Annotated in this window: 21 protein-coding genes and 1 pseudogene; 8 read left to right on the top strand and 14 right to left on the bottom strand. The window is 68.8% G+C overall.

What is annotated here, in order from left to right:
• The 11 genes from lapB to VI238_RS12230 all read right to left on the bottom strand — a co-directional run.
• Positions 1-920, bottom strand: a 920-nt coding sequence (lapB, locus tag VI238_RS12280) for a lipopolysaccharide assembly protein LapB (RefSeq protein ID WP_331651750.1), incomplete at its 3' end; no start/stop codon positions are given.
• Positions 917-1,192, bottom strand: coding sequence for a lipopolysaccharide assembly protein LapA domain-containing protein (locus VI238_RS12275; RefSeq protein ID WP_331651748.1), 276 nt, complete (start codon positions 1,190-1,192; stop codon positions 917-919). The genes lapB and VI238_RS12275, both read right to left, overlap by 4 nt.
• Before the next feature lie 67 nt (positions 1,193-1,259).
• Positions 1,260-1,574, bottom strand: coding sequence for an integration host factor subunit beta (locus tag VI238_RS12270; RefSeq protein ID WP_331651746.1), 315 nt, complete (start codon positions 1,572-1,574; stop codon positions 1,260-1,262).
• Between the two features lie 106 nt (positions 1,575-1,680).
• Positions 1,681-3,345 (bottom strand): 30S ribosomal protein S1, encoded by a 1,665-nt coding sequence (gene rpsA, locus VI238_RS12265; protein WP_331651744.1) that lies wholly within the window; start codon positions 3,343-3,345, stop codon positions 1,681-1,683.
• Between the two features lie 123 nt (positions 3,346-3,468).
• Entirely contained in the window at positions 3,469-4,155 is a 687-nt protein-coding gene (gene cmk / locus VI238_RS12260; RefSeq protein ID WP_331651742.1) for a (d)CMP kinase, read from the bottom strand.
• A 94-nt stretch (positions 4,156-4,249) separates the two neighbouring features.
• Entirely contained in the window at positions 4,250-5,557 is a 1,308-nt protein-coding gene (gene aroA / locus VI238_RS12255; RefSeq protein ID WP_331651740.1) for a 3-phosphoshikimate 1-carboxyvinyltransferase, read from the bottom strand.
• A complete protein-coding gene (gene hisC / locus VI238_RS12250) occupies positions 5,554-6,687 on the bottom strand; it encodes a histidinol-phosphate transaminase (protein WP_331651738.1) in 1,134 nt (377 codons plus the stop codon). Before hisC ends, aroA begins: the two co-directional genes overlap by 4 nt.
• Positions 6,684-7,790 (bottom strand): prephenate dehydratase, encoded by a 1,107-nt coding sequence (gene pheA, locus VI238_RS12245; protein WP_331651736.1) that lies wholly within the window; start codon positions 7,788-7,790, stop codon positions 6,684-6,686. Before pheA ends, hisC begins: the two co-directional genes overlap by 4 nt.
• Before the next feature lie 4 nt (positions 7,791-7,794).
• Positions 7,795-9,009 carry a phosphoglycerate dehydrogenase gene (locus tag VI238_RS12240; RefSeq protein ID WP_331651734.1) on the bottom strand — a complete coding sequence of 405 codons (1,215 nt, stop codon included), beginning with the start codon at positions 9,007-9,009 and terminating at the stop codon, positions 7,795-7,797.
• Between the two features lie 104 nt (positions 9,010-9,113).
• A complete protein-coding gene (gene serC / locus VI238_RS12235) occupies positions 9,114-10,196 on the bottom strand; it encodes a 3-phosphoserine/phosphohydroxythreonine transaminase (RefSeq protein WP_331651732.1) in 1,083 nt (360 codons plus the stop codon).
• Between the two features lie 86 nt (positions 10,197-10,282).
• On the bottom strand, positions 10,283-11,086 hold the full coding sequence (locus tag VI238_RS12230) for an FHA domain-containing protein (RefSeq protein ID WP_331651730.1): 804 nt from the start codon (positions 11,084-11,086) through the stop codon (positions 10,283-10,285).
• Between the two features lie 128 nt (positions 11,087-11,214).
• Between VI238_RS12230 and VI238_RS12225 the strand changes: the two genes are divergently transcribed.
• A complete protein-coding gene (locus VI238_RS12225) occupies positions 11,215-11,490 on the top strand; it encodes a polyhydroxyalkanoic acid system family protein (RefSeq protein ID WP_331651728.1) in 276 nt (91 codons plus the stop codon).
• Positions 11,491-11,576: 86 nt separating this feature from the next.
• Positions 11,577-12,053, top strand: coding sequence for a phasin family protein (locus tag VI238_RS12220; RefSeq protein WP_331651726.1), 477 nt, complete (start codon positions 11,577-11,579; stop codon positions 12,051-12,053).
• A 346-nt stretch (positions 12,054-12,399) separates the two neighbouring features.
• Here VI238_RS12220 and VI238_RS12215 read toward each other — a convergent pair whose 3' ends face one another.
• The gene (locus VI238_RS12215; protein ID WP_331651724.1) at positions 12,400-14,385 is read right to left on the bottom strand and encodes an SDR family oxidoreductase; all 1,986 of its coding nucleotides are present in this window, start codon (positions 14,383-14,385) and stop codon (positions 12,400-12,402) included.
• A gap of 195 nt (positions 14,386-14,580) precedes the next feature.
• On the opposite strand from VI238_RS12215, the gene VI238_RS12210 reads away from it, so the two are divergent.
• From VI238_RS12210 to VI238_RS12185, 6 genes are all read left to right on the top strand, one after another.
• Positions 14,581-14,838, top strand: a complete 258-nt coding sequence (locus tag VI238_RS12210; protein WP_131996889.1) for an acyl-CoA-binding protein — start codon at positions 14,581-14,583, stop codon at positions 14,836-14,838.
• Positions 14,839-14,899: 61 nt separating this feature from the next.
• Complete coding sequence (locus VI238_RS12205; protein WP_331651720.1) at positions 14,900-15,532, top strand: TetR/AcrR family transcriptional regulator; 633 nt, start codon at positions 14,900-14,902, stop codon at positions 15,530-15,532.
• Positions 15,533-15,541: 9 nt separating this feature from the next.
• Positions 15,542-16,933: an ATP-binding protein gene (locus tag VI238_RS12200; protein WP_331651718.1), complete on the top strand. Its 1,392-nt coding sequence runs from the start codon at positions 15,542-15,544 to the stop codon at positions 16,931-16,933.
• Positions 16,930-17,595 carry a response regulator gene (locus tag VI238_RS12195; protein WP_331651716.1) on the top strand — a complete coding sequence of 222 codons (666 nt, stop codon included), beginning with the start codon at positions 16,930-16,932 and terminating at the stop codon, positions 17,593-17,595. The genes VI238_RS12200 and VI238_RS12195 overlap by 4 nt, the downstream gene beginning before the upstream one ends.
• Before the next feature lie 97 nt (positions 17,596-17,692).
• A complete protein-coding gene (locus VI238_RS12190) occupies positions 17,693-18,778 on the top strand; it encodes a S41 family peptidase (RefSeq protein WP_331651714.1) in 1,086 nt (361 codons plus the stop codon).
• Between the two features lie 185 nt (positions 18,779-18,963).
• Positions 18,964-20,325 (top strand): hypothetical protein, encoded by a 1,362-nt coding sequence (locus tag VI238_RS12185; RefSeq protein WP_331651712.1) that lies wholly within the window; start codon positions 18,964-18,966, stop codon positions 20,323-20,325.
• A 60-nt stretch (positions 20,326-20,385) separates the two neighbouring features.
• Here the strand turns inward: VI238_RS12185 and zipA are convergent, their stop codons facing one another.
• Together zipA and VI238_RS12175 are read right to left on the bottom strand one after the other, a co-directional pair.
• Positions 20,386-21,135 (bottom strand): cell division protein ZipA, encoded by a 750-nt coding sequence (gene zipA, locus VI238_RS12180; RefSeq protein ID WP_331651710.1) that lies wholly within the window; start codon positions 21,133-21,135, stop codon positions 20,386-20,388.
• Positions 21,136-21,167: 32 nt separating this feature from the next.
• Positions 21,168-22,944, bottom strand: a pseudogene (locus VI238_RS12175) (chromosome segregation protein SMC); the annotation flags it as partial.

Raw genomic sequence — 22,944 nt, 5'->3', positions numbered from 1 at the left:
AAGTCGACCGCCGCATCCTCGCCGCGCGTGGTCGCGTAGAGCTTGGCCAGAGCGAGCACGGGCGACACGCCCTGATAGCGTTCGGTGATGTCGAGCAGGAACTCCTCGGCGCGCTGCATGCGCTGCGCGCGCGCGTAACAGTCGAGCAGCGGCGAGAGGATCTCGGGCACGTAGTCGATGTCGAGGTCGGCGACCCGCTCGAACGCACGGATCGCCGCGTCGAGGTCCCCGCTGGAGGCCTCGATGTGGCCGAGGATCATGCTCGCGCGCACGCATTCGGGTTCGACCGCGAACGCGTCGTCGACGTGGCGACGCGCATCGTCGCGCGCGCCCTGTGCGCGCGCCTGGTCGGCCAGTTCGCAATGGAACTGCGCGATCATCGCGCCCTGCGACTCGCCGGTCGCGCGCTCGAGGCGCTGCGCGTGCTCGATCGCCTTGTCCCAGTCGCGCTCGTGCTGGTAGATCGCGATGAGGTGGCGCAATGCGGACGGCGCGAGCGCGTCCATCGCGACGAGGTCGGCGAACAGGGTTTCGGCGCGATCGAGCAGGCCGGCGCGCATGTAGTCCTCGCCGAGTTCGAGCAGTGCGACCGTCTTTTCGTCCTGGCTCAGGTTCGGTCGCGCGATGAGGTTCTGGTGCACGCGGATCGCACGATCGACCTCGCCGCGACGGCGGAACAGGTTGCCGAGTGCGAGATGCGTCTCGACGGTGTCGCGGTTGATCTCGGCGAGCTTGAGGAACACTTCGATCGCCTTGTCCTGCTGCTCGTTGAGCAGGTAGTTGAGGCCGCGGAAATAGCTCGTCGACAATTCGCTGACGCGCGCGCCGGACGTGCGTTCGCTGCGCCGGCGGCCGAGCACCCAGCCGGAGAACGCGGCGACCGGCAACAGCAGGAACAGCAAAGCCAGGATGTTGTTCATGCGTCGTCGCTGCCTTCCATGCGGCGGCGGTCGCGCGCGCGAAGGTCGCGAACCGTGCGCTGCAGCCGGCGCACGCGCGGCCACTGGTCGAGCCAGGCGACGAGGCCGCCGAGCAGCCAGCCGAGCACGAGCGCAGCGAGCAGCGCGGCGCCGAGAGGAACATCGCAGCGCAGGACGTAGAAGTCGATCCCGACGCGCGCGCCGTTCAGCGCGCCGAACAGCGCACCGGCCACGACGACGGACAGGAGCAGGACGATCAGGGTCGGGCGCATGGGATATCGCGGTTTTCGGACGCGCGGATGATACCGGGTCCGGCGTCGTCGCCGTGCGCCGGGGGCGTCAGGACGCTTCGGAGGACGTTGCGTCGCCGCTGCCGTTGCCGTTGACGCGTTCGCGCAATTCCTTGCCCGGCTTGAAATGCGGCACGTGCTTGCCCGGAAGCGCGACGGAGTCGCCCGTCTTGGGATTGCGCCCCATGCGCGGCGGGCGGTAGTGCAACGAGAAGCTGCCGAAGCCGCGGATCTCGATGCGTTCGCCGGTCGAGAGCGAATGGCTCATCTGCTCCAGCACGCTCTTGACGGCGAGTTCGACGTCGTTGGCGGCGAGATGCTTCTGACGCTGTGCAAGGGCCTCGATCAGCTCGGACTTGGTCATCGCGGTATTCGAAAATGGAGATTGCCGGTCCAAAAAAACGCGCACCGTCGCCGGTGCGCGCGTGTAGCTGGGCGGCGTGCGGTGGACCCGCACGCCGCTTCGAACATCAACGGTTCAGCTGTTCCTTGAGCAACGCGCCGAGCTTGGTCGTGCCGCCGCTCGCACTCTGGTATTCCTCCAGCGTGCTGGCCAGCTCGTCCTCGTCCTTCGCGCGGATCGACAGCTGCAGGCTGCGGCCCTTGCGGTCCATGCCGGTGAACTTCGCTTCGACCTTGTCGCCGACCTTGAGGTACTGCGTGGCGTCGTCGACGCGCTCCTTGGCGATGTCGTTCGCGCGCAGGTAGCCCTCGATGCCTTCGCCGAGGTCGATCGTCGCGCCCTTGGGGTCGACTTCGCGCACGGTACCGGTGAGGATGCTGCCGCGCGGGTGCGCCGCCATGAACTGGCCGAACGGGTCCTGCTCGAGCTGCTTGATGCCGAGCGAGATGCGCTCGCGTTCCGGATCGACCGCGAGCACGACCGCCTCGATCTCGTCGCCCTTCTTGAAGTTGCGCACGAGGTCTTCGCCGGTGGTCTGCCACGAGATGTCGGACAGGTGCACGAGGCCGTCGATGCCGCCGTCGAGGCCGACGAAGATGCCGAAGTCGGTGATCGACTTGATCGTGCCGGTGACCTTGTCGTTCTTCTTGTGGATCGCCGCGAACGCTTCCCACGGATTGGCGCGGGTCTGCTTCATGCCGAGCGAGATGCGGCGGCGCTCTTCGTCGACGTCGAGCACCATGACCTCGACCTCGTCGCCGACCTGGACGACCTTGGCCGGATTGACGTTCTTGTTGGTCCAGTCCATCTCGGACACGTGCACGAGGCCTTCCACGCCCGGCTCGAGCTCGACGAAGCAGCCGTAGTCGGTGACGTTGGAGACCTTGCCGAACAGGCGCGTGCCGGTCGGATAGCGGCGCGAGATCGCGACCCACGGGTCCTCGCCGAGCTGCTTGAGGCCGAGCGAAACGCGGTTGCGCTCGCGATCGAACTTGAGCACGCGCACTTCGAGCTCGTCGCCGACGTTGACGACTTCGCTCGGATGGCGCACGCGCTTCCACGCCATGTCGGTGATGTGCAGCAGGCCGTCGATGCCGCCGAGGTCGACGAACGCACCGTAATCGGTGAGGTTCTTGACCACGCCCTTGACGACGGCGCCCTCGGTCAGCTTGTCGAGCAGCTGCTCGCGCTCGGCGCTGAACTCGCTCTCGACGACCGCGCGGCGCGAGACGACCACGTTGTTGCGCTTGCGGTCGAGCTTGATGATCTTGAACTCGAGTTCCTTGCCCTCGAGGTACGACGGGTCGCGCACCGGGCGCACGTCGACGAGCGAGCCCGGCAGGAACGCGCGGACGTCCTTGATGTCGACGGTGAAGCCACCCTTGACCTTGCCGGAAATGCGGCCGGTGATGGCGGCATTGGCGGTCTGTGCTTCCTCGAGCTCGTCCCACACCAGCGAACGCTTGGCCTTCTCGCGCGAGAGCATCGTCTCGCCGAAGCCGTTCTCGATCGCGTCGAGCGCGACCTTGACGTCGTCGCCGACGTTGATTTCGAGCTCACCCCGCTCGTTCTTGAACTGTTCGATCGGGATGATGCCCTCGGACTTGAGGCCGGCGTTCACGACGACGACGTCGGAACGGATCTCGACCACGGTGCCGGTGACGATCGCGCCGGAGCGCAGCTTGGCGAGCGATTGGCTCTGCTCGAACAGTTCGGCGAAACTTTCAGTCATGTTGGTTCCAGTGGGAACAGGCCGCCGCCCTGACCGGGTCGACAACCCACCTTCGAAAGATGCGTTAGACGCCGCATCGTTGCGTCGCCGGCACCTCGCCGGCCTATCCCCTCGCGCGATCGCTCATCCGGGTCGTACCACCGCGAGCACGCGCGCGATCACCTGATCGATCGGAATCGCGGTGCTATCGATGACCACTGCCCCTGCCGCCGGCTTCAACGGCGCCACCTTGCGGGTCGCGTCGCGTTCGTCGCGGGCTTCGATCTCGCGCAAAAGGGATGAGAGTGTAACAGTCAACCCCTTTTCCTTCAACTGCTTATAGCGCCTCCGTGCGCGCTCTTCGGCGCTCGCGGTCAGGAAGATCTTGTGCTCGGCGTCCGTGAAGACCACGGTGCCCATGTCGCGGCCGTCCGCGACGAGCCCCGGCGCCTTGCGGAACGAGCGCTGCTTGTCGAACAGGGCCGCCCTGACGGCCGGGATCGCCGCGATCGCCGACGCCGCCGCACCGCAGGTTTCCGTGCGCAGCTCGTCGGTCGCGTCGTGGCCGTTGACGACCACGCGGGTCTCGCCGCCGTCCTTCGCGTCACGGAATCCGATCTTCGTGGTTTCCGCGCAACGCGTGACGGCCGCCGCGTCGGAGAGGTCGATGCCGGCCATGCCCGCCGCGTAACCGACTGCGCGGTAGATCGCCCCGGAGTCGAGCAGATGCCAGCCGAGCGCGTCGGCGACCGCCCGGCTGATCGTGCCCTTGCCCGAACCGGACGGGCCGTCGATCGTGAGCACGGGGACGGGCTTGTCGGGCTTGGTCATGGCGGCTCGGCTCGGCGAAAGGCCGCAATTCTATGTCGGGAACCGGCCGAACCGTGATCCCCGCCACCCGCCGGCCGGCCGTCGCGCCGGTAGGTCAGCTTTCGGCGAGTGAAAGGCCGACGCTGCGCGCGAGATCGCGAAAACCCGGAAACGACGTCGCCACGTTGGCGCAGTCGCCGATGCGCACCGGGCCGCTCGCGACGGCGCCCGCGACCGCGAAGCTCATCGCGATGCGGTGATCGCCCGCGCTGTCGACCTCGCCGCCGCCGATGTGGCCGCCGACGATCGCGGCGCCGTCGGGCGTCTCCTCGACGGCGACGCCGAGGCGCCGCAATCCCGTGGCCATGACCGCGAGCCGGTCCGACTCCTTGACCCGCAGTTCGGCCGCGCCGCGCACGCGCGTGGTGCCTTCGGCCGCGGCGGCCGCGACGAACAGCGCGGGGAACTCGTCGATCATGTCCGCCACGAGCGCGGTCGGCACGTCGATGCCATGCAGCCGCGCATGCCGCACCTCGAGATCGGCGATACGGTCGCCGCCCTGCTCCCGCGCCGCGTGCTCGCGGATGTCCGCGCCCATGAGCCGCAGCGCCTGGAGCAGGCCGGTGCGGCGCGGGTTGACGCCGACCGCGCGCAACAGCAGGCGCGAACCCGGCACGATGCTCGCAGCGACGAGGAAGAACGCGGCCGAGGAAAAATCCGCGGGCACGACGACGTCGGTCGCGCGCAGGCGATGCCCGCCGGCGAGGCGCGCACGACCCGGTTCGAACGCGACCGGCCAACCGAACGCGGCGAGCATGCGTTCGGTGTAATCGCGCGTCGGATGCGCCTCGCGCACGTCCGTCTCGCCGTCGGCGTAGAGCCCGGCGAGCAGGATCGCGGATTTCACCTGCGCGCTGGCGACGGGCGTCGCGTACGAGATGCCGCGCAGGCGCGCGCCGCCGACGACGCGCAGCGGCGGCAGCCCGCCGTCGCGCGCGTCGATGCGCGCGCCCATCGCGGCGAGCGGTTCGATGACGCGACGCATCGGCCGACGCGACAGCGATTCGTCGCCGACCAGCGTGGACGAAAACGCCTGCCCCGCGAGCACACCGCAGAGCAGCCGCATCCCCGTCCCCGAGTTGCCGCAATCGAGCGCGTGAGCCGCATCGCGCAGGCCGTGCAGGCCGACGCCGTGAACGATGCGCCGCGATGCCGACGGCGTTTCGATGCGCACGCCGAGGTCGGCGAAGATGCGCCCGGTCGCCCGCGTGTCCTCGCCTTCGAGAAAGCCGTCGATCCGGGAAGCGCCGTCGGCGAGCGCGGCGAGCATGATCGCGCGATGCGAGATCGACTTGTCGCCAGGGACTGCGATTTCGCCGGCGAGCGTCGATACGGGGGCGGTCGTCCAGGCGAGCGGGCTCACGGCAACGCGTCCAGCAGGCGCTGGTTCGCGGCGCGACAGCCGACGCTGACGCGTACGGCGTGCGCGAGACCGTAGCCACCCATCGGCCGCACGATCACCCCTCGTTCGAACAGGCGGCGCTCGAACGGCGTGGCGTCCCGCCCCAGGTCGACGAGCAGGAAGTTCGCCTGCGACGGCAGTGTCGCGTAGCCGCGCGCTGCAAGCGCGTCGAGCAACCAGGCGCGCTCGTCGCGATTGAACGCGCGCACGCGCGCGAGGTGTTCGCGATCGGCGAGCGCCGCCTCGGCGCCGGCGAGCGCGATGCTGTTCACATTGAACGATTCGCGCAGGCGTTCGAGCACCGCGACCACGCTCGCGTGCGCGACGAGGTAGCCGACGCGCAGGCCTGCGAGCGCGTACGCCTTCGAGAACGTGCGCGTGACGACGAGATTGGGGTAGCGATCGGCGAACGCGAGCGCGCTGCCGAGGCCCGGCGCGTCGACGTACTCGTGGTAGGCCTCGTCGACGACGACGACGACGCTGCCCGGCACGCGCCTCAGGAAGCGCTCCAGGGAGGCGTCGTCGAACCAGGTGCCGGTCGGATTGTTCGGATTGGCGAGATAGACGATCCGCGTGTCGTCGCGCACCGCATCGGCGATCGCGCCGAGATCGTGCCCGCACGGCGCCTGCGCATGGTCGCGCGGAAGCGCGCGGACGCCGATCGCCCGTGCGCCGGCGGCCGCGGTCGCGATCGCGAACACCGCGAAGCCGTACTGGGAGAACACGATCGAGTGCGCCGGGTCGGCAAAGCATTGCGCGAGCAGCATGAGCAACTCGTGCGAGCCGTTTCCGAGTGCGATGCGCTCGACGGCGACCCCGAGATGCTGCGCGAGCGCCGCCTTGAGGGCGGCGCCGCGCGGATCGGGGTAGCGCCAGCTTTCGGCGAGCGCGGCACGCATCGCCTCGAGCGCGCGCGGGCTCGGTCCGAGCGGGTTCTCGTTCGAGCCGAGTTCCGCGATCGTCGCGCCGAAGCGCTGGCGCAACGCGGGCAGGTCGTGGCCGGGATCGTACGCGCGCAGCGCCGCTGTCGCGGGGTTGGCGAGGAGGCTCGCGTCGAACGCGGCGACGTCGCGCGCCGACCCGGCTGTCACGGTACCGCCACCGGATAGGAGCCGAGCACCTTGACCTGCGCCGCGTGCTCGGCGAGCTCGTGCAGCGCGGACTTCATCGCATCGTCTTCGACGTGGCCGGCGAGATCGATGAAGAAGCCGTATTCCCATTTCGCCTGGTGCGACGGCCGCGATTCGATCCGGTTCATGCTGATGCCGTGGCGGGCAAACGGGCTCAGTACGTTGAACAATGCCCCGGGCTGGTCCTTGATGAACACGAGCACGGACGTGCGATCGTGGCCCGAACTCGGGAACACCTGCCGCCCGAGCACGAGGAAGCGCGTCGTGTTGTCGGCATGGTCCTCGATCGACTTCATGATGACCTTCTTGAGGCCGTAAACATGACCGGCCGATTCGCCGCCGATCGCGGCGGCGTCGTCCGCATTGCGCGCGCGGCGCGCGCCTTCGGCGTTGCTCGACACCGCGATCTTCTCGACCTGCGGCAGGTTCGAGCGCAGCCAGCCCGCAGTCTGCGCGAACGACTGCGGATGCGCGTAGATGCGCTCGATGTCCTCGATGCGCCCCGAACGGGACAGCAGGAACTGGTGCACCCGCAACTCCACCTCGCCGCAGATCTTGAGGTTCGAGGTCAGGAACATGTCGAGCGTGACCTGGATCGTGCCCTGGCCCGAATTCTCGACGGGCACGACGCCGAAGTCCGCGTTGCCGGCCTCGACTTCCTGGAAGACCTCCTCGATGCTCGCCATCGGCAGGCCATGCGCCGAGCGGCCGAAATGCTTCTGCACGGCCTGCTGGCTGAACGTGCCTTCGGGACCGAGGTAACCGACCTTGAGCGGTTCCTGCTGGGCGAGGCATGCCGACATGATCTCGCGGAACAGGTGCACGAGCACCTCGTCGCTGAGCGGCCCCTCGTTGCGGTCGACCACCATGCGCAACACCTGCGCCTCGCGTTCGGGCCGGTAGTAATCGACGGCGGCCGCGAGCTTTCCCTTGGCCTTGCCGACCTGGTGCGCGAAGTTCGCGCGTTCGGCGATCAGCGCCTGGATCTGCCGATCGATGCCGTCGATGCGCGCGCGCACCTCGGCGAGGTTCGGTGCGGCGGGGGCCGGCGCGTCGTCGCTCACCGCGTCAACCACCGATCACGCGCACGGACAGGATGCCGTCGATCGCTGCGATCGCGGCGACGAGCGAATCGGGCACCGGCGAGTCGACGTCGATGAGGCTGTACGCGAGGTCGCCACGCGATGCGTTGTGCATCTGCGCGATGTTGACGCCCGCTTCGCCGAGCACGTGCGAGAGCTGGCCGATCATGTTCGGCCGGTTGCTGTTGGCGACGCAGATCCGCGCACTGCCCGCGCGGGCCATGCGCGTCTCGGGGAAATTGACCGAGTTGCGCACGTTGCCGTTTTCGAGGAAATCGCGCAGCTGGTCGACGACCATGAGCGCGCAGTTCTCCTCCGCCTCGCCGGTCGACGCGCCCAGATGCGGCAATGCGATCACGCGCGGGTCGGCGAGCAGGTCCGCCTCCGGGAAGTCGGACACGTAGCGGCCGATGCGCCCCTCCGCGAGTCCCTTGCGCAATGCGGCGGCGTCGACGATCCCTTCGCGCGCGAAGTTGAGCAGCACGACGCCCGGACGCACGAGCTCGAGCGCGTGCATGCCGAACACGCCGCGCGTCTTGTCGTTGAGCGGGACGTGGAACGTGAGGTAGTCGGACGCCGCGAAAAGTTCGTTGAGCGAACCCGCCTTGGCGACTTCCGCCGAGAGCTGCCACGCGCCCTCGACGGTCATGTGCGGATCGAACCCGATCACGTGCATGCCGAGCGCGTAGGCCGCGTTGGCGACCTTGACCCCGATCGCGCCGAGCCCGACCACGCCGAGCGTCTTGCCCGCGAGTTCGGTGCCGACGAAGCGCTTCTTCTCCGCCTCGACCTTGTGGTGAAGGTCCGCGGCCGCTTCGAGGCCGCGCACGAACCCGAGTGCGTCGGCGATGTTGCGCGCCGCGAGCAACATGCCGGCGACGACGAGTTCCTTGACCGCATTCGCATTGGCCCCGGGGGCATTGAACACCGGCACCCCGCGCGCGGAAAGCTCCGCGACCGGGATGTTGTTGGTGCCTGCACCCGCACGCGCGACCGCCTTCACGCTCGTCGCGATGGGAACCTTGTGCATGTCGGCCGATCGCACGAGCACCGCGTCGGGCGACGCGACTTCGTTGGCCACGCCGTAGAGGTTCGCCGGCAGGCGGTCGAGGCCGTTGCGCGAGATGTTGTTGAGCGTCTGGATCTTGAACACGTTGCGACCTGCGGTCGGATGGAAGAAGAAGATTGGGACACGAAGCACACCGAGCACACGAAGAACATAGTTGGACGAGCTGAAAGAGTCTTCCTTCGTGTGCTCGGTGTGCTTCGTGTTTCAGGCTTTGGATTGGCCCGCCCTCGCGCGCATCAGCCGTTGCGCGCGGCGAAGTCCTTCATGAAGTCGACGAGTGCCTGCACGCCTTCGAGCGGCATTGCGTTGTAGATCGACGCGCGCATGCCGCCGACCGCGCGGTGCCCCTTGAGCGCGAGCAGGCCGGCGGCCTCCGACTCCTTCAGGAACGGCGCGTCGAGGTCCTCGCGTGGCAGCGTGAAGGGCACGTTCATCCAGGAGCGCGCGGATTTCTCGACCGGATTGCGGTAGAAGCCTGAAGCGTCGATGTAGCCGTACAGCAGGTCGGCCTTCGCGCGGTTGCGTTCCGCCATCGCCGCGACGCCCCCCTGGGCCTTGACCCACTTGAACACGAGGCCGGCGAGGTACCAGCCCCAGGTATTGGGCGTATTGAGCATCGAACCCTGCGCCGCGTGTTCGGCGTAGTTGAAGATCTTCGGGATGTCCTTCGGGCATCGGTCCAGCAGGTCCTCGCGCGCGATCATGACGACGAGACCCGCGGGGCCGATGTTCTTCTGCGCGCCGGCGTAGAGGAGCGCGTACTTCGCGACGTCCAGCGGTCGCGACAGGATCGTGGACGACACGTCGCCGATCAGCGGCACGTCTCCGACATCGGGGACATCGGCGAACTCGACGCCGCGGATCGTCTCGTTCGGCGTCACGTGCACGTATGCCGCGGACGCATCGAGGTCCCAGGCCGCGCGTGGCGGGATGCGGTCGTAGTTCGTTTCCGCCGAGCTCGCGGCGACGCGGACGCGCGCGAGTGGCTTCGCTTCCTTCGCCGCCTTCTCGCTCCAATCGCCGGTGAGGACGTAATCGACGGCCTGGTCCCGGCGGGCGAAATTGAGCGGGATCTGCGCGAAATGCTGCGTCGCGCCTCCCTGCAGGAAGAGCACCTTGTAGCTCGACGGGACCGCGAGCAGGTCGCGCAAGTCGCGCTCGGCCTGCTCGGCGAGCGCGACGAAATCCTTGCCGCGGTGGCTGATCTCCATGACCGAAGCGCGCGCGCCGTCCCATTCCAGCAGTTCGGCCTGGGCCTGGCGCAACACGTCGTCCGGCAGCGCGGCCGGGCCCGCGCTGAAGTTGTATCCGCGACTCACATGCCTCTCCTCGACGCCGAATCGTGTACCCATTCCTACCGCATTATGCGGCGCCGCAGCAAGCCCTTCGCGTCGCGACCGGGCGGTCAGAGGCCGCGATGGATCAGGAGCACGAGAACGAGCGCGATCAGCGCGGCAGCACCGATGAGCCACCACGTGCCGCCGTGGCCGGAGCCGGCATGCTCGTCGGCCGCGGGCGCGTCCTCGTCAGCCGACGCGTCCACCGCGATCGGGGGCGATTCGCCGCGCGCGGCGAAACCGGGTGCTTCGACGACGAAATGACTGTGAGCGAACGCGAGCTGGTCGCCGGCATGGATGGCGGCGTCCCGCACGCAGACGCCGTTGAGCAGCGTGCCGTCGCCGGCGTCGAGGTTGCGCAGCCACAGGCGGTCTCCGTCGAGCTCGATCGCGGCGTGGCGAGCGGAAACCCGCGCCTCGTCGAGCACGAGGTCGCAGCCGTCGGCCGTGCCGACGACGAGCCTGCGGTTGACCGCGATCGCCTTGCCGAAATGGCACCCCGAAACGCCTCGCAGGACGACGCGCGCGGGTGCGACCGGCGCCGGCCCGCCAGGCCGCTCGGGCGGCAACGCGACAGGCCCGATCGCTTCCGGTTCGGCCCGCAAGACGATCACGGTACTGCCGAGGCAGACCGTGTCACCGCAACGCAGCAGCGCCTTCTCGCGCACCGGCCGTCCGTTGACGTGGGTCCGCGCCGCGGGGTCCATCACTTCGAGCACGATGCCGCGCTGGTCGAGGCTCAGGCGCGCGTGCCAGGGCGCGACGTCCTTGCCCGGAAGCACGATTCCGTTGCCTCCTGCGCTGCCGAGATTGACGACACCGCCGTCCACGCTGAAATCGGCGCGCTCGCCGCTGGCAAAACTCAGTCGCATCGCATTGATTCACTGGCCTATTCCGCACTCTAGCACAAGGCGTCGCGAAGACCCCGCCCGGGCGCCTCCCACAGCTCCGGGCGCATCGGGCATCATGGTCCCCCGTCCGTAGGGACCACGAGGCAAGCATGGCTGTCATCGACATCAGGCGTTCGCACACCAAGCCGCTGAAGACCGCGAAAGCCGTGGTCGAGCGCATCGCCGTTTCGATCGCGCACGAATACGGGATCGAGCATCACTGGGACGGCGACAAGCTCCAGTTCGACCGCAGTGGCGTGAAGGGACACATCGCCGTCAGCAAGACCGTGCTGCACGTGCGCGTGGAACTCGGCTTCCTCATGAGCGCGATGAAGCCGGTGATCGAGCGCGAGATCGAGCGCAAGCTCGAAGAGCACCTCGCCTGATCCGCTGCTAGTGTGTCTGCTCTAGGGGAAGCCGAAAAGATCGCGCCATTCGCGGCGCACGTGCCGCATCCAGCGAGGACGCGACGATGGCCAAGCCCAGACTGAAAGCACGCACCAAGGCGGCAGCGCACGATGCCGGCCGCGACGCACGCGGGATCAGCAAGACCGTGATGGATTCGGCCCAGCAGATCTGGCTTGCCGGCCTCGGCGCGTTCGCCAAGGCGCAGGAAGAAGGCAGCAAGTTGTTCGAGGCGCTGGTCAAGGAAGGCAGCGCGCTCGATGCAAAGACGCGCAAGTTCACCGAAGCGAGGATGAACGAGGCGCGCGGCAACGTCGAAACGACGCTCGGGCAGGTTCGGGAACGCAGCCAGGAAACCTGGGACAAGCTGGAGAAGGTGTTCGAAGCCCGCGTCTCCAAGGCCCTCGGTCGCCTCGGCATCCCGGGTCATGCCGAACTCAAGGCGCTTTCGACGCGCGTCGACGAGCTTTCGCGCGAAGTCAGGAAGCTCGGCGGTAAGCCGGCCGCAGCGAAGCGTCCGACGGCCAAGCGCGCGGCGAAGTGACGCTGCGCGCCGCGTTGCATTGCATCGAATGAGCGGGCTTCGGCCCGCTTTTTCGTGATGCCGCACTCGCGGGCACGATGACGCGATGGGTTTTCGAACGTCCTCGCAATGCGTCGCCGAGGCGATGCCTGGCAGCATGAGCCTCCCACGCAGCCATCCATGGCGCTCTCCCGCTCGCCTTCCTTGGCTCACCGAGAAAGCGCAAGCGATGCCTGATGGCATCGCTTGAACGCGCGCGGGACGTTCTGCAACGAACCGTCCCTGGTGCGGGCGCCGCTCGCCATCCATGGCTCGCCAGAATTTCCTGCGCACGCCGCCCGGGGGCGGCGTGCAAACGCAGGAATTTCTACCAATGCACTCCGCGCATGAGAGCCGCGAACGCGATCTGTTCGCTGGTCGGCTCGGCTTGCGAGCGCCCCTTCATGCCCTTCGACGCCGGCGAGTCCGGGAACAGGCGGAATGCGGTGTTCATGACGATCTCGTATACGCGCGGCGCCAGGGCGTAGAAGACCTGCGCGAAGGTGCCGAGGCGCGTCGCAATGCGCACCGGCCGTTCCACGATCGCCTCGATCACGATCTCCGCCGCTTCCTCCGGCGTCAGCGTGGGGACCGACTCGTACATCTTGGTCGGCGCGATCATCGGCGTCTTGACCAGCGGCATGTTGATCGTCGTGAAACTGACGCCGTTGTCGGAGTACTCCGCCTGCGCGCAACGCGAGAACGCATCGAGCGCTGCCTTCGACGCGACGTAGGCGGAGAAGCGCGGCGAGTTCGTCAGCACGCCGATCGAGGAAATGTTGACGATATGGCCGCGGTGGCGCTCGGCCATGCCCGGCAGGAAGCCCATGATGAGGCGTAGTGCGCCGAAATAGTTGAGCTGCATCGTGCGCTCGAAATCATGGAAGCGGTCGTAGCTCGCGCTGATCGCGCGCCGGATCGAGCGGCCGGCATTGTTGACGAGGATGTCGACCGCCCCATGGTCCTTCAGCACCTGGGCGACGAAGGCGTCGCAAGAGGCCATGTCGGACAGGTCGACCGTGTAGGCGTGGCAGATGCCGCCCGCGGCTTCGATTTCCGCTTTCGTCTCGGCGAGTTCGTCCGCGCCGCGCGCGCAGATGACGAGCTTCGCGCCGGCCGCGGCGATCTTCAGCGCCGCGGCCTTGCCGATGCCCGACGAGCCGCCCGTGACGACGACGACGCGGCCTTTGACCTTGCCGCCGAGCGACCGGTCGATGAAAAGATCGGGATCCAGGTGCCGCTCCCAGTAATCCCACAGGCGCCAGGCGTAATCCTCGAGCCTCGGCAACCGGATCTTCGTGCCCTTGAGTGCGCGCTCGGTTTCGCGGCAATCGAACCGGGTCGGATAGTTGATGAACTTCAGCACCGATGCGGGGATGCCGAGGTCGCGCAGCAGCACGTTCACCACGCGGCGCACCGGCGGCAGGCTGCCGATCGCCGCGCGCACGCCGCCCGGGATGAAGCCGAACATGCGTGCGTCGAGGCGCATCGTCATCTGCGGCGCATGGCCCGCGCGCGCGAACAGGTTGAGCACCTCGCCGATCCGCCGCGGTGCCGGATCGGTCAGGTGGAACGTGTGGCCGTCCAGGCCGGACTTGTGCGCGATGTGGTCCATCGCCGCGGCGACCCAGTCGACCGGCACGAGATTGATGCGTCCGCCTTCGAGTCCGATCGTCGGCATCCACGGCGGCAGCGTCTGGCGCATCTTCTTGATGAGCCGGAAGAAGTAGTACGGACCGTCGATCTTGTCGGTGACGCCGGTGCGCGAATCGCCGATCACGATGCCCGGGCGATAGATGCGGTAAGGCCGCGCGTACTGCGTGCGCACGAGTCCTTCGGAATCGTGCTTCGTGCGGAAGTACGGATGATCGAGCTCTTCGGCCTCGTCGAACATGTCCTCGCGGAACACGCCGGGATAGAGCCCGGCGGCGGCGATCGAGCTCACGTGGTGGAAGCAGCCGGCCTTGATCGCGCCGGCGAACTCGAGCGCGTGGCGCGTGCCCTCGACATTCGCGACGACCTGGCTCTCCTCGTCGGCGGCGAGATCGTAGAGCGCGGCAAGGTGGAAGAAATGCCGGATCTTGCCAGAGAACTCCTTCTGCGCCGCCGGCGCGACGCCGAGCTTGGGCTTGGCGAGGTCGCCGACCACTGCGACGAGGCGCTCCTCGTCCGCGCCGAGCTCCTCGCGCAAGGCCTTGAACTTCGCCATCGATTCCTTGCGCACGAGGCAATGGATCGTGCCTTCGCGCTCGAGCAGGCGTTCGAGCAGGTGTCGCCCGATGAACCCGGTTGCACCGGTCACGAAATAGGCCATCGTCGCCGCTCCCCTGCAGATCCAGTTTCGTCGTGCAAAGCATAGCCTCGCACGATCGCCGATGGCTATGCGGCGAGCCGGCCGCACGGACGTGCCGCATCGCGATGTCGCACGGCGCGGGTCGCGCGATTGACCGTGCGCGGGGGCGCTGATGTAAGCTCGACGTCCGCCCGACGCCCAGCGACCGGTAAAGCCATGGCAGACCTCAAAGCACGCTTCGAAAAAGCCGCCGAAGACGTCAAGAAACTGTCCGAGCGCCCCGACAACGACACGCTGCTGAAGCTGTACGCACTGTACAAGCAGGGCTCGGACGGCGACGTCTCCGGGCCGAAGCCGGGCTTCTTCGATTTCGTCGGCACGGCGAAGTACGAGGCCTGGGCCAAGCTCAAGGGCACGAAGCCCGAAGAGGCGCAGCAGAAGTACATCGATCTGGTGAAGAAGCTCGGCGGCTGAAGCGGCGCGCCTTGCCGCCGCCGCGGCGTCCCCGCTTCCAGCGCGCATCCCACGACGTTCCATGGCCCGCCAGACACGCGAGCGCATCCTCGAAACCAGCCTCGCGATGTTCAACGCGCAGGGCGAACCGAACGTCACGACGAACCACATCGCGGACGAACTCGGGATCAGCCCCGGCAACCTCTACTACCACTTCCGCAGCAAGGACGACATCGTCGAGCACCTGTTCGCGCGCTACGAGGCCTGCATCGGCGACGCGCTCGCCCTGCCCGACGGCCGCGCACCCGACCTCGAGGACATCTGGCTGCAGTTGCACCTCGTGTTCGAGTCGCTGTGGGCCTACCGCTTCCTCTACCGTGACCTCGTCGACATCCTCGCGCGCAACCGCAAGCTCAAGCTGCGCTTCGCGCGCATCATGAACCGTGCGGGCGCGAGCGCGACCGAGCTCTTGCGCGGGCTCGTTCGCGCGGGCGTCATGCGTGCGAGCGCGGACGAGATTCACGCGCTCGCGGAGAACATCCTGCTCGTGGCGACCTTCTGGATGAATTTCGACGCCGTGCGCGGCGCCCGCTCGGACGCGAGCGAGGCCGACCTCAACCGCGGCATCCATCGCGTGATGATGCTCATCGCGCCATTCCTGCGCGACGCGGAGCGCTATCACCTCAACACGCTCGCAGCCACCTATGTGCGCTGAAGCCTGCCCGTGAAGGTCACGCTCGGGCTACGCCTGTTCGCTGCCGCGATGCTCGCGATGCTCGTGCTCGCCGCCGTCGCCATCGGCCTCGTGCGTTGGCGCCTGTTCTCAGCCCCCGACGGCGGCGGCCATGTCGACGAACGCGCGGACGCGCTCGCGGAATCGCTCGTGGTCCGCCATGCCCGCGCCGGGGGATGGTCGTTCCTTCCCGACGCACCGGCCGCGCGCAAGGCCTGGCTCGCGCAGGAACTGGAGCGCACTCGCGCGGTCGGCAGCGACGGCGCGCCCCTGCCCCTGCTCGCCCACCGCGTCGGCCTGCTCGACCGCGACGGTACGTGGCTCGCGGGCGTGGTCGCCCATCCGCTGCTGGTCGCGTTCGCGTCGATCGACACCGTGCGGCGCCCGATCGCGCGGGATGGTCGGGCGATCGGCTATCTCGTGATCGCCACGCCGCAGGGCGCCGACGAGGCGCTCGCGATCGCATTCCTGCTCGACCAGCAGCGCAACCTCGCGGCGATCGGTTTCGCTGCCGCAGGCCTCGGCGCGCTCGCGGCCGCGCTTTTCGCCGCACACGTGCGCCGGCCGATCCTTCGCCTCGTAGAGGCCACGCGGCAGCTCGGTCGCGGGCACCTCGATACGCGCGTCGCGCTCGGGCGCAGCGACGAACTCGGTGAACTCGCGCGCTCGTTCGACCGACTCGCCGCGCAGCTTGCCGAGACGGACCGGTCGCGGCGCCAATGGGTCGCCGACACCTCGCACGAACTGCGCACACCGCTCGCGGTCCTGCAAGGTCAACTCGAGGCGCTGCGGGACGGCGTGCGCGAGCCCGGTGTGGCCAGCGCGACGCTGATGCTCCGGCACGTGCGCGCGCTCGCACGCCTCGTCGACACGCTCTACCAGCTCGCTCGCGCGGATGTCGGGCAGATGGATTTCCATTTGCAGGCCTGCGACGCGTGGTCGATCGCGCGCGATTCGATGCACGCGCACGCCGAGCGCATCAGCGGCGCCGGGCTCGGCGCAGATGTCCTCGACGACACCCCCGATCGCACGCTCGTCGCGGCCGATGCGGAGCGCCTGCACCTCGTGTTCGGCAACCTGTTCGAGAATGCGGTGCGCTACACCGATCGCGGCGGTCGGATCGAACTCAGCGCGCGTGCCGCGGACGGCGAGCTTTGCATCGCCATCGACGATACGGCACCGGGCGTGCCCGCTGCGCTCGTCGCGCGACTCGGCGAACGCTTCTTCCGGGCCGAGCCGTCGCGAAGCCGTCGATCGGGCGGGACGGGCCTCGGCCTCGCACTGAGCCGGTCGATCGTCGAGGCGCACGGCGGCCGCCTCGAAATCACCGCGTCGCGTCTCGGCGGCCTGCGCGTCGCGGTCGTGCTTCCGCTCGTCGCATGAGCGCGCACATCCTCGTCGTCGAGGACGAGACCGATCTCGCGGCGATCGTCGCCGACTACATCGATGCGGCAGGATTTCGCACCGTCGTCGTCGGCGACGGCGCATCCGCGCTCGCGCACATCCGCCGCTCGCCGCCGGCGCTCGTCGTGCTCGACCTCATGCTGCCGGTCGGCGACGGCCTCTCCGTCTGCCGCGAACTGCGCTCGTTCTCCGACGTGCCGGTGATCATGATCACGGCGAAGGTGGAAGAGATCGATCGCCTGCTCGGCCTGGACAGCGGCGCGGACGACTACCTGTGCAAGCCGTTCAGTCCGCGCGAGCTCGTAGCGCGCATCAAGGCGATCATGCGCCGCATGCCCTCGCCCGCGCAGCCGCCGCCGGTCGCGCACATCGACGAAGCCCGCCGCACGATCTCCGTGCGCGCGCGGCCGCTCACGCTGACGCCGACGGAGTACGCGCTGCTGGCCGCGATGATCCGCCGGCCGGGCGTCATCTTCTCGCGCGCGCAACTGCTCGATCTCGCGCGCCGCGACGAATGGGACGTGACCGATCGGGCGATCGATACGCACGTGAAGAACCTGCGCCGCAAGGTCGCCGCGATCGCGCCCGACCTCGACTTCATCCAGTCCGTCTATGGCGTCGGGTACCGCGTCGGGTGCTAGCCGCGACGCCACTTCGCGACCCCCACAATCTCCTCACACTGTCGTCGCAACCTGCGTCGGTCGGCATGCCGACCACGACCGACCCGCGAGGACTTCCATGCAACGCACCTTCACCATCATCCTGCTCGGCGCCGCGACAGCGGCGGCCGCCGCGATCGCCGTATTCGTCGCCGCCGCGCACGGCCGCTTCGGTCCCGCCCCGAAGGACGCGCGCATCGACGCGGCCCGGCGCAGCACCGTCGTCGAAAGCGCCGTCGCCCTGCTCGAACGCTCCTACGTATTTCCTGACAAGGCCGCGCTCATCGGTCGTTCGCTGCGCGAGAAGTTGCGAGACGGTGCCTTCGACGGCGTCGACAGCGCGCTGGCGTTCGCCGATGCGCTCACCGATGCCCTGCGCGACGCCTCCGGCGACAAGCACCTCGAGGTGCGCTACATGGAAGCGCCGATTCCCGAGCAGGCCCCGGGCCAGGACGCATCGGCCGCAGACGCCGCCGCGGAGTCGATCCAGCAGTTGCGCTTCAACTTCGGCTTCGCCGAACTGCGCCGCCTGCACGGCAACATCGGCTATCTCGACCTGCATCAGTTCGGTCGCCCGCAAGGCGCGTACGACAGGATGGCGGCGGCCATGACCCTGCTCGGCGACACCAGCGGCCTGATCATCGACCTGCGCCATTGCGGCGGCGGCGATCCGGAGAGCGTCATGCGGGTGGCTAGCTACCTGTTCGACCGACGCACGCACCTCAACGACATCTACTGGCGCGAAGACGACCGCATCGAGCAGCGCTGGACGGAGGAGAACGTGCCGGGTCGCAAGTACGGCTCGGCGCGCCCGCTCTACGTGCTCACGAGCAGCGACACGTTTTCCGGCGGCGAGGACTTCGCGTACGCGCTCAGGAACGCGGGACGCGCGATCCTCGTCGGCGAAACCACCGGAGGCGGCGCCCATCCGGGCAATCCCCGGCGCGTCGACGAGCATTTCATGATGTTCGTGCCGTCGGGCCGCCCGATCAGTCCGGTCACGCACACGGACTGGGAAGGCGTCGGTGTCGTTCCGGACGTGCCGGTGTCGGCCGACAAGGCGCTCGATGTCGCACGGATCGCGATCCTGCGGCGCCTGGTCGCGGCGGAAACCGACGCCGACTGGCGCGCAAAGCTGCAACGGGCGATCGAGGAACTCGAGTAGCGGTCCGACCTGGCGTCGAAGCGGCCGGCACGGCGTGGAGCGAAGGCATCGCCTGCCTGCGCGATCGACTCGCCGCGTGCGGACGCCGGTTCGCCGCATCGGCTGCCGCGACCACGATGGCAATGCGCGCGCCGTGCCGATGGCATTCGTGGAAGCGGGCCGCCGGCCCGCCCGCAGGAGACGCCATGACACATGCATCCACGATCCGCCGACATGCGTTCCGCTTCGCGCTGCCTCTCGCGTTCGCGGTCCATGCGAGCGAAGCCGCGACCCTCACCGTGAAGAACACCGACGATGCCTGCGCCTCGTGGCTCGTCGGCGGGCGCTGCCTGCGCTCCGCGATCGCGTACGCCAACCTGTTCGACGACATCGATCGGATCGAGTTCGACATCCCGGGCGATCCCGCGCACTTCAAGCGCATCCTGCTGCAGTCGCCACTGTCGATCACGCAGCCGCTCGAGATCGACGGTTACACGCAGCCGGGCGCGGCGCCTAACACGGCCACCGACGGCATGAACGCGCAGGTCCGCATCGTCATCGACGCGCTCGCCACGCACGGAGCGGCATTCGAGGTCGCCGCCACGTCCGATCTGCGCGGCCTCGCGATCATCCACACCGACGGGCCGGGCATCTACATCCGCGCGTGGGCGCCGGAAACGCGCGTGCGCGGAAACTACGTCGGCACCGAAGTCACCGGTACCGCGGCGGGCAATCGCGGCGGCGGCATCATCGCCGACGGCGACTTCTGCGTCATCGGCGGATCCGATCCGGCCGACCGCAACCTCATTTCCGCCAACCGTCCGTTCGGGGTGCGCAGCACCGGCCCACGCAACGTCGTGATCGGCAACCTCATCGGGACCGATCCCGCGGGCAGCCCCGTCGCCGGCAACGACGTCGGCGTCGTCGTCACCGCGGGTGCGACGCGCATCGGCGACTTCGGTGCGGCGCTGCCGAACGTGATCGCGGGCAACCGCTGCGACGGCGTGCGCGTCGCCGGGACCGACGTCGACGACGTCTGGGTCGGCTCGCTCATCTACGCCAACGATGCGGACGGCGCGGATTGCCGCAGCATCGCGCTCGGCGGCAGTACCTACGTCAACGACACCGACGACCTCGACGACGGCGCGAACGGCGCGCTCAACCACCCGGAGATCGACTCGGTACGCGAATCGGGGTCGGACCTCGTCGTCGAGGGACGCATCAATTCCGCCGCCAATACCGAGTACCACGTGCAGCTCTACGCGAACTTCAGTGCGAACGCGTGCGCGCAGGCAGGCGCAGCCGGCGAAGGCGAGGCTGCGATGGCCGCATTCGTCGTCGACACGCCGGTCGGCAGCGGCATCCGCGCATTCACCTGGCGCGCGCCGCTGGCCGGCCTCGGCGTCCGTGCCGTCGCCGCGACGGCCAGCGTCGGGGTGTCCGAGATCGCCGCGTTCTCGACCTCCCCGTTCAGTCCCTGCGCGCTGGTCGCACCCGACGACTCGATCTTCGCGGACGGGCTGGAGGCGCCGACCCTGGAGGCGGCGGGAACCCTCGTCCTGCACTGACGGAACACGCGCGGCGGCCGGCGCATCGTTCGAATCGCCGGCCGTCGAATCGGTCGCCGGCTATCGGCCGGGACGGATCTGGTGTCGCTCCTGCTGGCGGTCCCAGGCGCGCAGTTCGTCGCGGATGTGCGCGATGCGCTGGCGACCGAGCGCGTTGCGCCCCTCGTCGAGCACGTTCGCATCGAGCAGCTCGGCGAGCCGTTGCGCGGCCGGGAGGAGCATCTCCCACGCGTCGAGCGCGGGCAGCGGACCGGGCAAGGTCATGAACAGCGTGACACCCGGCGTCCGCACGCCATCGAGAGCGGTCATGTCGAAATGCCCGGGCTTGACCATGTTCGCCATGCTGAACACCGGCCCGTCCGCCTTCTTGCCGAGCACGAGGCGATGGAAGATGCCCATGTCGCCGAATTCCAACCCGGCCTTTTCGGCCGCGACGACGATGTCCGGCCCCGCCAGCGGTTCACCCGTGCGCGAGGCGACGAACAGGGTGACGATGCGCTCGATGGCGCGCTCGGGCCGCATGCCTACGCTCGCACGCGGGGGCGGGCGCGATGCGGTTTCCGCTTCGCCATCCGCGCGCGCGGACCGGTCGAGCCCGCCCGCGAAGGTCACGTCGAGTTCGCCCTGCGCGGGCGTGGCATCCGGATCGCCGAGCGTCGGTTCGACCCGTTCGCCTTCGATGCCCGCGCGTCGCTGCGGGCGCCGCTCGCCCTGTCCGGGCTTCTTCGGCTTGCCGAATACGTAGATCAGCAGCAGCACGACCGCGCCGAGGACGATCAACGGTATGCCGACACTCGCGTTCCATTCCATGTTGCTCGCCTCCGCCGTGGCAGCCGACCCGCTCAGGCCGCTCCCGCGAGTTTAGCCGCTTCGGCCAGGTCGACCTGCACGAGGCGCGACACGCCCGGCTCGCGCATGGTCACGCCGCACAGCTGCCTGGCCGCCTCCATCGTCGCCTTGTTGTGGGTGACGAAGATGAATTGGACCTGTTCGCTCATTTCCGCGACGAGCGAGGAAAAGCGCCCGACGTTCGCTTCGTCGAGCGGCGCGTCGACTTCGTCGAGCAGGCAGAACGGCGCGGGGTTGAGCCGGAAGATCGCGAACACGAGCGCGACCGCGGTCATCGCCTTCTCGCCGCCGGACAGCAGCGAAATCGAACTCACGCGCTTGCCCGGCGGCCGCGCCATGATCGACACGCCCGTCGACAACAGGTCCTCGCCGGTCAGCTCGAGGTAGGCGTGGCCGCCGCCGAACAGGCGAGGGAACAATTCCTGCACGCCGATGTTGACGCGGTCGAACGTCTCCTTGAAACGCGCGCGCGTCTCCTTGTCGATCTTGCGGATCGCCCCCTCGAGCGTTTCGAGCGCGGTTCCGAGGTCGGTGAGCTGCGCGTCGAGGTAGGTCTTGCGCTGCGACTGTTCCTCGTACTCCTGGATCGCGGCGAGGTTGACCGGCTCGAGCCGGCGGATCTTCTGCTCGATCTCGCCGAGCTCGGCCTGCCACTGGCTCGCGTCGGCCTCGGTCGAAAGGGTCGCGATCAGCGCCTCGTAGTCGAAGCCGGCTTCGGCGATCGCTCCCGCGAGCGCTTGCGCGCGCAAACGATGTTCCTGCTCGCGCAAGCGGAGCTGGGCGACTTCCTCGCGCTGTTCGGCGAGACCGGCCTCGAATCGATGGCGCTCCTGCTCGAGGCGACGCAGTTCGGCTTCCTGCTCCTGCTGCGCCTGGCGCGCCTCGACCATCTGGCGATCCACGAGCAGACGCTGATTGAGGTACGTCTGGCGTTCCTCTTCGAGACCCGCGAGCGGATCGCTGTTGGAAGCGAGCTGCGCGGCGATCTCGCCGCGGCGCGCCGCGAGCTGGGCGAGCTGGCCGTGCATGCGCTGCAGCGACTGCTCGAGCGCCGCCGCCGCGGTACGCCGCGATTCGGTCGAGAGCGCGGCCTGGTGCGCGGCATCCCGCGCCTCGCGCGCATTCATGCGCGCTTCCTCGCGTGCCTCGAGCAGCTTGCGGCGTTCGCCGTCGAGCGCCTGGCGCCGCTGTTCGAGGTCGCCCATGTGCGAGACCGCGGTTTCCAGGCGGGCCCGCGCCTCGCGGGCCTGTTCGCGATCGGCGTCGAGCTTGGCCACGACCTCTTCGAGCTCGCGCGCGACGCGATCGAGGCGCTCCTGGGCGCTGTCGATGCGGCCGCGCTGGCTCTGCAGCTGGCCGCCCACTTCGGCAAGCCGGCGATGCGCGGTGTACAGCTCGCGCTGTGCGTCCTCGCGCGCGCGCTCGGCGTCGATGCGATCGAGCTTGCCGCGTTCGAGCCCTTCGGAATGCGCGTCGATGTCCGACTCGAGCGCCGCGATGCGTTCGCCGATCTCGCGAATCTCGCGCTCGCGCGCGAGCACGCCGACCTGCGCGCCGGCGCCGCGCCGCACGCGCGCACTGCCGAGGCCGAACCATTCGCCCTCCGCGGTGACGATCGATTCGCCGGCGGCGAGCGCCTGCGCCTGCTCGCGCGCTTCGCCGAGCGAGGTCGCCGTGCGTACGCGCGCCAGCAGCGCGCGCGCCGTGGCCGGGCCGCGCACGTGCGCCGCGAGCGTCCCCGGTGCCGCGGTCGCGCCGTCGTCGCGAGCG

Source organism: Dokdonella sp. (assembly GCF_036518555.1).
Taxonomy (GTDB): Bacteria; Pseudomonadota; Gammaproteobacteria; order Xanthomonadales; family Rhodanobacteraceae; genus Dokdonella_A.
This window is presented reverse-complemented; position numbering and strand designations above follow the sequence as displayed.